This window comes from Microbacterium sp. NPDC089188, assembly GCF_040685155.1.
Taxonomy (GTDB): Bacteria; Actinomycetota; Actinomycetes; order Actinomycetales; family Microbacteriaceae; genus Microbacterium; species Microbacterium galbum.
This window is the reverse complement of the sequence record NZ_JBFBHH010000003.1, coordinates 442,384-454,673: the sequence shown is the minus strand read 5'-3', so window position 1 is coordinate 454,673 and position 12,290 is coordinate 442,384. Positions and strand designations below refer to the sequence as shown.

At 69.4% G+C, this 12,290-nt stretch carries 13 protein-coding genes; 1 reads left to right on the top strand and 12 read right to left on the bottom strand.

Annotation, left to right across the window (positions count from 1 at the left end; translation table 11 throughout):
- Positions 1-348: 348 nt before the first annotated feature.
- From pheT to infC, 10 genes are all read right to left on the bottom strand, one after another.
- Positions 349-2,859 carry a phenylalanine--tRNA ligase subunit beta gene (gene pheT, locus AB0N80_RS12040; RefSeq protein WP_363578824.1) on the bottom strand — a complete coding sequence of 837 codons (2,511 nt, stop codon included), beginning with the start codon at positions 2,857-2,859 and terminating at the stop codon, positions 349-351.
- Positions 2,859-3,899 (bottom strand): phenylalanine--tRNA ligase subunit alpha, encoded by a 1,041-nt coding sequence (gene pheS, locus AB0N80_RS12035; RefSeq protein WP_363578823.1) that lies wholly within the window; start codon positions 3,897-3,899, stop codon positions 2,859-2,861. The genes pheT and pheS overlap by 1 nt, the downstream gene beginning before the upstream one ends.
- Positions 3,900-3,954: 55 nt before the next feature.
- A complete protein-coding gene (locus tag AB0N80_RS12030; RefSeq protein WP_315993066.1) occupies positions 3,955-4,851 on the bottom strand; it encodes an amino acid ABC transporter permease in 897 nt (298 codons plus the stop codon).
- On the bottom strand, positions 4,848-5,504 hold the full coding sequence (locus AB0N80_RS12025) for an amino acid ABC transporter permease (protein WP_315993067.1): 657 nt from the start codon (positions 5,502-5,504) through the stop codon (positions 4,848-4,850). Before AB0N80_RS12025 ends, AB0N80_RS12030 begins: the two co-directional genes overlap by 4 nt.
- Positions 5,505-5,575: 71 nt before the next feature.
- On the bottom strand, positions 5,576-6,475 hold the full coding sequence (locus AB0N80_RS12020; protein WP_315993068.1) for a glutamate ABC transporter substrate-binding protein: 900 nt from the start codon (positions 6,473-6,475) through the stop codon (positions 5,576-5,578).
- Between the two features lie 136 nt (positions 6,476-6,611).
- Complete coding sequence (locus AB0N80_RS12015; RefSeq protein ID WP_315993069.1) at positions 6,612-7,373, bottom strand: amino acid ABC transporter ATP-binding protein; 762 nt, start codon at positions 7,371-7,373, stop codon at positions 6,612-6,614.
- Between the two features lie 96 nt (positions 7,374-7,469).
- The gene (locus AB0N80_RS12010) at positions 7,470-8,267 is read right to left on the bottom strand and encodes an RNA methyltransferase (RefSeq protein ID WP_315993070.1); all 798 of its coding nucleotides are present in this window, start codon (positions 8,265-8,267) and stop codon (positions 7,470-7,472) included.
- 104 nt (positions 8,268-8,371) lie between these two features.
- Positions 8,372-8,755, bottom strand: coding sequence for a 50S ribosomal protein L20 (gene rplT, locus AB0N80_RS12005; protein ID WP_013583374.1), 384 nt, complete (start codon positions 8,753-8,755; stop codon positions 8,372-8,374).
- Between the two features lie 29 nt (positions 8,756-8,784).
- A complete protein-coding gene (gene rpmI / locus AB0N80_RS12000) occupies positions 8,785-8,979 on the bottom strand; it encodes a 50S ribosomal protein L35 (protein WP_013583375.1) in 195 nt (64 codons plus the stop codon).
- Between the two features lie 48 nt (positions 8,980-9,027).
- Positions 9,028-9,693 (bottom strand): translation initiation factor IF-3, encoded by a 666-nt coding sequence (gene infC, locus AB0N80_RS11995; RefSeq protein WP_363578944.1) that lies wholly within the window; start codon positions 9,691-9,693, stop codon positions 9,028-9,030.
- Between the two features lie 216 nt (positions 9,694-9,909).
- Between infC and AB0N80_RS11990 the strand changes: the two genes are divergently transcribed.
- The gene (locus AB0N80_RS11990; RefSeq protein WP_315994574.1) at positions 9,910-10,326 is read left to right on the top strand and encodes a DUF1844 domain-containing protein; all 417 of its coding nucleotides are present in this window, start codon (positions 9,910-9,912) and stop codon (positions 10,324-10,326) included.
- A 420-nt stretch (positions 10,327-10,746) separates the two neighbouring features.
- Here AB0N80_RS11990 and AB0N80_RS11985 read toward each other — a convergent pair whose 3' ends face one another.
- Positions 10,747-11,556, bottom strand: a complete 810-nt coding sequence (locus AB0N80_RS11985) for an SseB family protein (RefSeq protein WP_363578822.1) — start codon at positions 11,554-11,556, stop codon at positions 10,747-10,749.
- Positions 11,540-12,286: a bifunctional 1-(5-phosphoribosyl)-5-((5-phosphoribosylamino)methylideneamino)imidazole-4-carboxamide isomerase/phosphoribosylanthranilate isomerase PriA gene (gene priA, locus AB0N80_RS11980; protein WP_363392548.1), complete on the bottom strand. Its 747-nt coding sequence runs from the start codon at positions 12,284-12,286 to the stop codon at positions 11,540-11,542. The genes AB0N80_RS11985 and priA overlap by 17 nt, the downstream gene beginning before the upstream one ends.
- Positions 12,287-12,290: the final 4 nt, after the last annotated feature.

Sequence of the window (12,290 nt, the reverse complement as noted above, 5' to 3'; positions counted from 1 at the left end):
GCTCGTCACCGGTGCTCACGAAGAGCTCCTCGGTGCGCGCGGTGGTCGACGACATAGTGGCGAGGGTATCCGCCACGGGGCGGACGGGGCAAATCGGGGCCCCACCGCTTCTTTCGCAGGACCCGCCGTCGAACGTTCGAACGCCCTCGTCGTTGTCCCCCAAATGGGGGACAGAAAAAGGGTATGCTGTCACCCTGCCCTCATCGCCGGGCACTTCCGACTGCCCCCTTACCGGCGATGAGGGCAGTTCTCCGCCTGCTCGGCATCCGACCACGGACCGTCCACGCCCCCCGAACGCACGGGAGCGCCGCGCGGCGTGAGCCGGGCGGCGCTCCAGGAGCGGCGTCGTCAGTCGCGGATCGCCGCGCCGAATCGTTCGGCGGCCACCGCGACGCCCGCGAGCTTGGCATCGGTCGCCTCCGCCGCCGTCAGCGTGCGGTCGGCGGCGCGGAAGCGCAGCGCGAACGTGAGGCTCTTCGTGCCCTGGGCGAGCCCCGGGCCGCGGTAGTCGTCGACGAGGCGGGCGCCCTCGAGGAGTGGCGCTCCTCCCTCGACGAGCGCGGCGCGCACCTCCCCCGCAGCGACGTCCGAGGCCACGGTCAGCGACACGTCCTGGGTCGCGGCCGGGAATGCCGACAGGGATGCCGCGACCACGCGCGACTGCGCGAGCTCGAGCATCGCGTCGAGGTCGAGCTCGGCCACCAGCACGCGTCCCGGCAGATCGGCCTCGGCCGACACGGTCGGCAGCAACTCGCCGACGTAGCCGATGTCCTGGCCTGCGGCGAGCACGCGGGCGGTGCGCCCGGGGTGCAGAGCCGCGCGCTGGGCCTGCAAGAGCTCGATGTCGAGCCCCGCGGCCGCGGCGAGCACGCGCACCGCGTCGACGGCATCCGCGAGATCGGCGGCCAGAGCGGGCTGCCCGGGCTGCTTGGCGACGGAGTGTCCGGCCAGCAGGATCGCGACGTGTCGGCGCTGCGGCGGGATCGACGCGTCGAGCGCGGCGAGGGTGGCGGCGTCGGGCCGCACGGCCAGCGGCGGAACCGAGGGCGTGCCGTACTGCACCCCGGGCTTCGGAAGGAACACCGTCCCCGTCTCGAAGAGCGCGAGGTCGACGATGCCGCGCGAGACGTTGCGGTGCGCCACCTGCAACAGCGCCGGGATCAGCGAGCGGCGCAGGAACGGCGCGAGACCGTCGAGCGGGTTCGCGAGCTTGACGCTGGGCAGCGGGTCGCCGGAGGGCGAGCCGTGAAGGGCGTTCTGCTCCTCGGTGGTGAAGGGGAACGACGGCGTCTCGACGAAACCGGCCGCGGCCAGGGCGTTCGCCACGCGACGACGCCCCTGCTGGGCGGAGGTCAGACCCCGGCCCGACGGCGGCGTGGGGAGCACCGAGGGGATGCGGTCGTAGCCCTCGATGCGGGCGACCTCCTCGGCGAGCGTCCACTTGTCGGTCAGATCGGGGCGCCACGACGGAGGCGTCACCGCCCATCCGCCGTCGTGCTCGTCGACGCTGCATCCGATCAGCCGGAGAGCCGAGACGGTCTCGTCGTCGGTGTAGTCCACGCCGATCAGACCCGAGACGAAGCCGGCGGGCAGGGTGAGGGACTCGCGGCGGTGCGACGACGACAGCGATCCACCGAGGTCGGTGTCGAGCGTGCCGCCGGCGAGCTCCACCATCAGCGAGGCGACGCGCTCGGCCGCCACGTACGGCACCAGCGGGTCGACGCCGCGCTCGAAGCGGCGCGAGGCCTCCGACGGCAGCTTGTGGCGCCGCGCGGTCCGCGCGATCGTGACCTGGTCGAAGGTCGCGGCCTCGATCAGGACGTTGCGCGTCGCATCGCTCATCTCGGTCGGCCCGCCGCCCATGACGCCCGCGAGACCGATCGGTCCCGACTCGTCGGTGATGAGCAGGTCTTCCGCGCTGAGGGTGCGCACCTGACCGTCGAGGGTCTCGAGCTTCTCGCCCTCCTCGGCGCGGCGGACCGTGATGCCGCCCTGCAGGCGGTCGAGGTCGTAGCCGTGGATCGGCTGGCCGAGCTCGAGCATGACGTAGTTGGTGATGTCGATCAGCACACCGAGCGAACGGATGCCGGCCAGCGACAGCCGCGTGATCATCCACGGCGGCGTCGGGCGCGAGGGGTCGACGTCGCGCACGATGCGCGCGACGAATTCGCTCGCCCCGGCGCGTCCGCGGATGGGCGCGCGGTCGTCGACGGCGATCGGGAAGCCCGACGGCGTGCGCGAGACGGCCTCGTCGTGCCCCGTCCCGGGGTCGCGGAACGCCGCGCCCGTCGCGTGCGAGTACTCGCGCGCCACGCCGCGCAGCGACAGGGCGTAGCCGCGGTCGGGGGTGACGTTGATCTCGACGGCGACGTCGTCGAGACCCAGCAGCGCGATGGCGTCCGTCCCCACCGGCGCATCGATCCCGAGGTCGACCAGACGCAGGATGCCGCTGTGCTCGCTGCCGAGCCCGAGCTCCTTGGCCGAGGCGATCATGCCGTCGGACACGTGCCCGTACGTCTTCCGCGACGCGATCGGGAACGGCCCCGGCAGCACGGAGCCGGGAAGTGTCACCACGACCTTGTCGCCGGGGAAGAAGTTGCCCGCCCCGCACACGATGCCGCGGACTCCCCCGTGGGCCTCGCCCACGTCGACCTGGCACCAGCGGATGGTCTTGCCGTTGGACTGCGGCTCGGGGGTGAATTCCTGCACCTGTCCGACGACGATGGGACCGCTGAGCTCGAAGCGGTGCACGTCTTCTTCTTCGAAGCCGACCGAGACGAGCGCCGCCAGGACGTCGTCGGGCGTGGCCTCGGCGGGCACGTCGACGTACTCGCGCAACCAGGAGAGAGGGACGCGCATCAGACCACCATTCCGAACTGCTCACTGAAGCGCACATCGCCCTCGGCCATGTCGCGCATGTCCTGCACGTCGCTGCGGAACATGAGCGTGCGCTCGATGCCCATGCCGAAGGCGAAGCCCGAGTACTCCTCGGGGTCGATGCCGGCCGCCCGCAGGACGTTGGGGTTCACCATTCCGCAACCGCCCCACTCGATCCACCGCGCCCCGCCCTTGAAGGTGGGATGCCACAGATCGAGCTCTGCGCTCGGCTCGGTGAACGGGAAGAAGTTGGCGCGGAAGCGCGTCTTGGCCTCGGGCCCGAACAGCACGCGCGCGGCGTGGTCGAGGGTGCCCTTGAGGTGAGCCATGGTGATGCCCTTGTCGACCACGAGCCCCTCGAACTGCGTGAACACCGGCAGGTGCGTCGCGTCGAACTCGTCGGTGCGGTACACCCGGCCCGGGCACAGCACGTAGATGGGCAGGTCGCGCTCCAGCATCGAACGCACCTGGACGGGGCTCGTGTGCGTGCGCAGCACCAGGTGACGGGCGACCGGATCCACGAAGAACGTGTCCTGCATCTGGCGCGCGGGGTGGTCGACGTCGAAGTTCAAGGCATCGAAATTGAACCACTCGTGCTCGAGCTCCGGCCCCTCTGCGATCTCCCATCCCATGCCGACGAAGATGTCGGACACCTGCTCCTGCAGGAGGGAGATGGGATGCCGCGCACCGACGCGGCCGCGCTGCGGCAGCGCCGTGACGTCGATGCGCTCGGCCTCGAGCTGCGCAGCCGTCTCGGCGGCGGCGAGTTCGGCCTCGCGAGCGGCGAGCGCCTGATTGACCTGGCCGCGCGCCTGGCCGACGAGCTTGCCGACCGCGGCCTTCTGCTCGGGGGCCACGTGGCGCATCTGGGCGTTCAGGCGCGCGAGGGAGGACTGCTCCCCGGTGTGCGCGGAGCGGGCGGCTTTCAACTCGGCCGTGGTCGCGGCCGCGGCGATGGCCGCGAGAGCGGCTTCGACGGCGGAGGCGACGGCCTCGGGGGTGATCTCGGGTGCGTCGGACACGAGATGAGAGTCTACCGACGGGCGGGGACACTCCCCCGCCCGTCGGTGCGATGACTCAGATCGTTGACCCGCCGCGCTGGGCGACGATCAGCGAGGTGTCGGTCGCTCCCTGCTGCAGGGGCTGCACGGGCGCGGCGACGTCGCCGCGCGACGAGCGACGGAGCCGCTTCTCGACGAGGGTCGCCACGAACGACAGCAGAAGGCACAGCGCGATGTAGATCGCGCCGACCACGATCGTCGCCGGGACGATCGGCGAACCGACGACGGGCTGCGCGCCGATGTACTTCGCGTAGAACAGCAGCTCGGGGTAGGTGATGACGAAGCCGAGGGCGGTGTCCTTCAGGGTCACCACGAGCTGCGCGATGATGACGGGCATCATGGCGCGGATCGCCTGGGGCAGCAGCACGAGGCGCATCACGCCGGCCTTGCGCAGACCGATCGCGTATCCCGCCTCCGACTGCCCCTTCGGCAGCGACTCGACGCCGGCGCGGATGACCTCCGCGAGGACCGATCCGTTGTAGCAGACGAGGGCGATGACCACCGCCCAGTACGGCTCCATGCGGATCCCGATGACGGGGAACCCGTAGTAGAGCAGGAACATGAAGACGAGCACCGGAATCGCGCGGAAGACCTCGATCACCGCGGTGAAGGGCCAGCGCACCCACGCGTGATCAGAGAGACGCCCGATCGCGAGGACGAAACCGAGCACGAGAGCACCGACGGCGGCGGCGGCGAAGGCGGCGAGCGTGGCCAGCGTGGCATCCAGGATGCTCGCCCACACGTTCGTGTAGGTGAACGCCGACCATTTCTTGGCCGTGAACTGGCCCGTGTCGGCGAGTCGCCACACGAAGAAGCCCACGATGGCGAGCACGACCAGGATCGTGAGCACGCCCAGGATGCGATTGCGCAGGACGGCCTTGGGGCCGGGGACGTCGTACAGGACGCTGCTCATCGGGCGACCCTCCATCGGTTCTCGAGCGTTCGTTGCACCCATGACAGCAGGAGCACGAGCGCGACGAACACGATCATGATCCACAGGATCACGACGAACGCGTTCTCTCCCCGCTCGCTGAGGTAGTTGCGGACCGATCCCAGGTTCACGATGGAGAAGCCCGCGGCGACGGTGGTGTTCTTCAGCAGGGCGATGAAGACGCTCACCATCGGGGGGATGACCGAGCGGAACGCCTGGGGCAGCACGACCAGTGACATGACCTGCCCGAAGGTCAGGCCCAGGGCGCGCGCGGCCTCGGCTTGACCGACCGGGACCGTGTTCACACCCGATCGGATCGCTTCGGCGACGTAGGTGGCGGTGTAGATGCCCAGGGCGCAGATGCCCAGCACCAGCGACACCTCACCGGTCAGGCGGAGTCCGAGAAGAGGGGGCAGAGCGAACACGAAGGCGAAGAACACCAGCGTGAGGGGGGTGTTGCGGATGGCACTGACGTAGAACGTCCCGACTCCGCGCGCGATCGGCACGGGCGACACGCGCATCGCGCCGACGATGATCCCGAGGACGAGCGCGAGCGCGCCGCCGGCGAAGAACAGCACGAGCGTGCCGACGAGCGCTTGGCTCCAGATGTCGAGGTTGTCGGTGATGACACCCATGCAGGGTCCTTATCTCGAAGGAGGGAATCGGGGGCGGGCGGGCGCGGACAGCCGCACCGCCCCCGATCGGATCACTCGTCGGCGGTGGGCTGCTCGCCCTTGATGCCGGCCGGCGCGAGGTTCTTCTCGAACAGCGCGGTCCAGACGTCGCCGCCGTCGTTGAACAGGGTGTTGATGTGGTCCTTCAGCACCGTGTCGCCCTTGGGGAGGCCGACGCCGTAGCGCTCCTCGCTGAAGGTGTCGCCGGCGATCTTGAAGGTCTCGGGCTCCTGGGCCACGTAGCCGGCGAGGATCGCCTGGTCGGTGGTGACCGCGTCGACCGAGCCCGCGCGCAGCTGCTCGAGGCACTGCGTGTAGGTGTCGTACTCGACCGTGTCGCCCGGGTTGTACTCGTCGCGGATGCGCTGCAGCGGCGTCGAACCGGTCACCGAGCAGACGATCTTGCCGGCCAGGTCGTCCGGTCCGGTGATGTCCTCGTTGTCGGCTGCGACGAGCAGGCCCTGACCCGTGATGAGGTACGGACCCGCGAAGTCGATCTGCGCCTTCCGCTTGTCGGTGATCGAGTAGGTGCCGACGTAGTAGTCGATGTTGCCGTTGACCAGCTCCTGCTCGCGGTTCGCGGAGGGGATGGTCTTGTACTCGATCTTGTCGGCGTCGAAGCCGAGCGAAGCCGCGATCCACTGGGCGATCTCGACGTCGAAACCGCCCCGGTCGCCGCTGATCGGGTCCTTGAACCCGAGACCGGGCTGGTCCTCCTTGACGCCGACGACGACCTTGTCGGCCGAGACCATGCGGTCGTAGGTGGGGCTGCCGTCGAGCGAGACGTCGGACGCGACCTCCCACAGCTGGGTGGTGTCGGCGCCGTCGCCCTCGGCGGGGGCGGCGCCCGGGGCGCCGCTGTTGCAGGCGGTCAGTGCCAGCAGGCCGGCGGCGACGATGCTCGCGCCGGCCAGAAAACGTGTCTTACGCATGTGATGTCTCCTTGGTAACGAATGTGTGCTGTGCGAATAAGGGTCAACGGGGACGGCGCGCGTCATCGGAACGAGGTGGAGCGAGGCTCGAATCTCGGCCAGAACCTCCTCGTCCTCTGCCGTCCGGGGTCACGCGTCAGTGCGTGATGAGCTTCGAGAGGAAGTCCTTCGCCCGGTCGGACTCCGGCTGCGTGAAAAACTGCTCGGGGGCCGCCTGCTCGACGATCTGCCCGTCGGCCATGAAGACCACGCGGTTCGCGGCCTTGCGGGCGAAGCCCATCTCGTGGGTGACGACGATCATCGTCATCCCGTCCTTGGCGAGGCCGACCATGACGTCGAGCACCTCGTTGATCATCTCGGGGTCGAGCGCCGAGGTGGGCTCGTCGAACAGCATGACCTTGGGCTTCATCGCCAGGGCACGGGCGATCGCGACGCGCTGCTGCTGACCTCCCGAGAGCTGGGCGGGGAGCTTGTCGGCCTGGTGGCCGACGCCCACGCGCTCCAGGAGCGCCCGCGCCTCCTTCTCGGCATCCGCCTTCTTCATCTTGCGGACCTTGAGGGGACCGAGCATGACGTTCTCGAGGATCGTCAGGTGGGCGAACAGGTTGAACGACTGGAAGACCATGCCGACATCGGCACGCAGCTCGGCCAGGCCCTTCCCCTCTTTGGGAAGTTCCTTGCCGTCGATGGTGATCGAGCCGCTCGTGATGGTCTCGAGACGGTTGATGGTGCGGCACAGCGTCGACTTGCCCGACCCGGACGGGCCGATCACGACGACCACCTCGCCGCGGTCGACAGTGAGGTCGATGTCCTTCAGCGCCTGGAACTGGCCGTAGTGCTTCTGCACATCGGAGACGACGACGAGGGGCGCAGAGCCCGCCGGGGGAACGGATGCCATGCCTTCACCCTATGAGGATGTTGTGCGTCGGACCACATTCCGGCGCGCGCCTTAACCGTTCTGTAACAGCCGGGAGCGCAGCGATCTCTGCCGCACTCAGACGGCCCGCTGGGCGAAAGCGGTCTCGTAGAGGCAGACGCTCGCGGCGGTCGCGAGGTTCAGCGACTCCGCACGACCGTAGATCGGCAGGCGGAGGGCGAGGTCGGCGTGAGCCAGGGCATCGTCGTCGAGTCCGCGTGCCTCGTTGCCGAACAACCAGGCCGTGGGCTCGGCCAGGCGATCGCGGGATGCCAGGAAGTCGTCGCCGTCGACGTCGGCCGCGACGACGCGCAGCCCCGCCTCGTGCATCCGAGCGACGACGTCGGGGAGCTCGAGGTCGACGGCCACGGCGACGTGGAACAAGGATCCGGTGGTCGAGCGGACGACCTTCGGGTTGTACGGATCGACGGTGCGACCGGTCAGGATCACGGCGTCGGCCCCGGCGGCATCCGCGGCGCGGATGATCGTGCCGAGGTTGCCGGGATCGCGCACCTCTTCGCAGATCGCGACGAGACGGGGGCCGGCTGCGAGCACGTCCTTCAACGCCGTCGGCGACTGCCGGGCGACCGCGATGATCCCCTGCGGCGTCACGGTGTCGGCCATGGCGTCCAGCACCGCTTCGGTCGTGTACTGCACCTCGACGTCGGCGCGCTCCGCGGCCTCGCGCACGTCGGTGTGCTTCTCCATCGCCGTCGGCGTCGCGTAGAGCTCCAGAACGGTCTCGGGCGCGTAGGCGAGCGCCTCTCTGGCAGCCTGCGGACCCTCGAGAAGGAACAGGCCGGTCTCCTGGCGGGCAGCGCGTTTGCTGAGCTTGGCCACGGCGCGCACCCGCGGCGAACGGGGGTTCTCCAGCACGTGACCAGTGTATGGCGCTGATGGCATGGGGCCCGGGATGCCGCGCGCGGACGACGAAACGGGCGCCCTCCGAGGAGGACGCCCGTTTCGGGAGAAGATGCGACTTACGCGGTCTTCGGAGCGTTGACGTCGCTGGGCAGCGCAGCCTTGGCGGTCTGCACGAGCGAGGCGAACACGGCGGGCTCGTTCACCGCGAGCTCGGCGAGCATGCGGCGGTCGACCTGCACACCCGCGAGGCCGAGGCCCTGGATGAAGCGGTTGTAGGTGAGGCCGTTCTGACGGGATGCGGCGTTGATGCGCTGGATCCACAGACGGCGGAAGTCGCCCTTGCGCTTGCGGCGGTCGCGGTACGCGTAGACCAGGGAGTGGGTGACCTGCTCCTTGGCCTTGCGGTACAGGCGCGAACGCTGTCCGCGGTAACCGGAGGCGCGCTCGAGGATGACGCGACGCTTCTTGTGGGCGTTTACTGCCCGCTTGACTCTAGCCATTTCTGTTTCTTCCTAACGTGCGTCGGCGCTCAGAGACCGAGGAGCTTCTTGGCGACCTTCGAGTCACCCTTGGCCAGGACCTGCTCCTGGTTGAGGCGGCGGGTGCGCTTCGAGGCCTTGCCTTCGAGGTTGTGGCGCATACCGGCCTGCTGCTTCATGAGCTTGCCGCTACCGGTGAGCTTGAAGCGCTTCTTGGCACCCGAGTGGGTCTTCTGCTTCGGCATCTGTCTTCCTTCGTTGGTGTTCCCGGCGGAGCGGGAGTCTGGGGAGCTTTACTCGGCGGGGGCCGAGGTCGGCGTTTCTTCCGGGGCCGAATCGCCGCGGGCCGCGCTGCGCGCCGCCTCGCGGTTCGCCGCGCGCTGCGCGTTCTGCTCGGTCTTGACCTCGGACTTGTTCTTGTGAGGAGCGACCACCATCACCATGTTGCGGCCGTCGATCGTGGGGTTCGATTCGACCGTGCCGAACTCGGCGACGTCTTCGGCGAACTTGCGGAGCAGGCGCACACCCTGCTCGGGACGCGACTGCTCACGACCACGGAACAGGATCATGGCCTTCACCTTGTCGCCCGCCTGCAGGAACCCCTCGGCGCGCTTGAGCTTGGTGATGTAGTCGTGGGCTTCGATCTTCAGACGGAAACGAACCTCTTTGAGGACCGTGTTCGCCTGGTTACGACGCGTTTCCTTGGCCTTCTGAGCGGCCTCGTATTTGAACTTGCCGTAATCCATGATCTTGACCACGGGCGGCTTCGAGCTCGGCGCAACCTCGACCAGGTCGAGGTCCGCTTCCTGGGCCAGGCGCAACGCAGCTTCGATTCGGACGATGCCGACCTGCTCGCCGTTGGGTCCGACGAGACGGACCTCCGGGACTCGGATGCGCTCGTTGGTGCGGGGATCGCTGATGCGGAACTCCTCATGTGTGCGGGTGGTGGCCGCCGCGATCCGATCGAATCGCGGGCGAAGAGGAGTACACACGCCACCCGGCACGGTGCTGTCAGCACCGGCTTCTGCACCCTGGCGACCCCGTGCGAAACGGAGCGGAGTGCGGGAACCCGGTAGCCTGGAGCGGCAAGCGCGGGTGGGATGTGATCCTCTTTCGTACGGAGTGAGACACTCCGAAGCCCGCCATAGTCTAGCAGAGAGATTCACGTGGACACGATCCCCTCCGACCAGCCCGCCGACGACCAGGCCGCGCACCGCCACGGCGCAGAAGACGAGCGGCTCGCGCGCTGGGAGGAGCAGGAGCGCGCCTCGGCCTCCGCCACGCGCGACATCGCCGACGTGCCCGCGGTCGAGGTCATCACCACCGCGGCGGTCCACCTCATGAGCGCCGCCGCCGTCAAGACCGGCCTGGCCGACAACCCCGCCGAACAGCTCGACCTCGACGAGGCCCGCAAGCTCATCAACTCCCTCGCCGGCCTCATCACCGCGGGCGCCCCGGAGATCAGCGACATGCACGCGCGCTCACTGCGCGACGGGCTGCGTTCGCTGCAGCTGGCGTTCCGCGAGGCCTCTGTCATCCCCGACCCGATCGGCAAGGGGCCGGGCGAGAAGTGGACGGGTCCCGTCACGTAAGTCGTTCGTTCTGGGGTACCGGGCTCCGTGATGCCCCCTCCCCCAGGCAAGAGCAGGGCCCCTACCCCGATTGCCTGGGGAAGGGGGCATCACTGCGCCCTGTGCCGCAGGCCGGCTCCGCCGTGACACCCGCGGGCGTATGGGACCCTGCCCCGATTGCCCAGCGAAGCGGCATCCCTCCGCCCTTTCCCGCAGGCCGGCTCCGCCGTGACACCCGCGGGCGTATAGGGCCCCTACCCCGATTGCCTGGGGAAGGGGCATCACTGCGCCCTGTGCCGCAGGCCGGCTCCGCCGTGACACCCGCGGGGGCCTGGCCTGTCGTGAGAACAGGGGATGCCACGAGAACAGGTCGACCGCGTCGAAAACGGCCTGTTGCCGTGGCATCCCCTGTTCTGGTGACGTCCGGCGGGAACGTGTTCCTCAGACGTCCTTGCTGCGGTGCAGCTTCACCGTCAGGGAATCCACCAGCACCGCGATGCGGTCGTCGGCCGACCATCGGCGTGCGATGCGGGCGAGCACGGCATCCAGTTCCTCCTGCTCGAGGCCCGACATGAGCTGGAGGTGCACCACCAGTTCGGGACCACGCAGGCGGCCGGTGGGGTCGCCCGACTCGACGGCGAGGTCGAGCACCGCGAGTTCGCCCGAGATGCTCTCCTGCAGGCCGGTGAAGATCGCGGGAGACGTGTGGGCCGGTTCCCACGACTCCCCCTGCGCGATCGCCCAGACGGCGGGGCGCCGGATGACGAACTCCGTCTCCGACGCCGGGTCGATGACGATGAGCTCGGTGTCCTCGGACGCTGCAGCCAGGGCCGTGCGACGCCCGTCGGCCGGCACGGGGCGGGCTGCGGCATCCCAGGTCTGCAGGGCGGTCACCGAGGTGAACACGGGGAGCACCTTGCGACCGTCGGGGGCGGCGACCGTCACGATCGACAACTCCTGCGTCTTGTCGACCTCGAGGCCGTGAGCACCGATACCGTGGTCGCCCTTCTCGGCGACCAGCGGGATCAGCAGTCGCGCGTCGCGATAGGCGTCGACGACGGCGCGCGCGTCGCCGTCGCCCGCGCGGAACGCGACGAGAGCAGCGAGCAGCGCCGGGTCGGCCGAGCCGTCGTCACCGGAGTGCGGGTTCGACTCGAAACGACGCCCCTCCCAGGGAACGCCCGCGGAATCGGCGCGGTGCCCGTGGTCGTGGGGACCGCCGGCGCGAGGACCGTCAGTGTCCGGCGACATCCAGCGCCTCAGCGAGGGTGAACTGTCCCGCGTAGAGGGCCTTGCCCACGATGGCGCCCTCGACGCCCAGCGGCACGAGCTCGCGGAGCGCCGCGATGTCGTCGAGGCTCGACACGCCGCCGGAGGCGACGATGGGCTTGGGGGTGCGCTGGGTCATCTCGCGCAGAAGCTCGATGTTGGGACCGCGCAGCGTGCCGTCCTTCGTCACGTCGGTCACGACGTAGCGGCTGCAGCCCGCGTCTTCCAGGCGCTGCAGGACGGTCCACAGGTCACCGCCGTCGCGGGTCCAACCGCGCGCCGCGAGGGTCGTGCCGCGCACGTCGAGCCCGACGGCGATCGCCTCGCCGTAGCGGTTGATGACGTCGGCGGCCCACTCGGGGTTCTCGAGCGCGGCCGTGCCGAGGTTGATGCGGGTCGCACCGCTTTCGAGGGCGGCTTCGAGGGAGCGGTCGTCGCGGATGCCGCCCGACAGCTCGACCTGCACGCCCTTGACCTGCTTGATGACCTTGCGCATGACATTCGCGTTGCTGCCGCGTCCGAAGGCGGCATCGAGGTCCACGAGGTGGATCCACTGCGCGCCCTGACGCGCGAAGTCGGCCGCGGCGTCGACGGGGTCGCCGTAGCTGGTCTCGGTGCCCGCCTCCCCCTGGGTAAGACGGACGGCCTTCCCATCGGCCACGTCGACCGCGGGAAGAAGGACAAGCTCGGGCGTGGACGCGAAATCGTTCATGGCT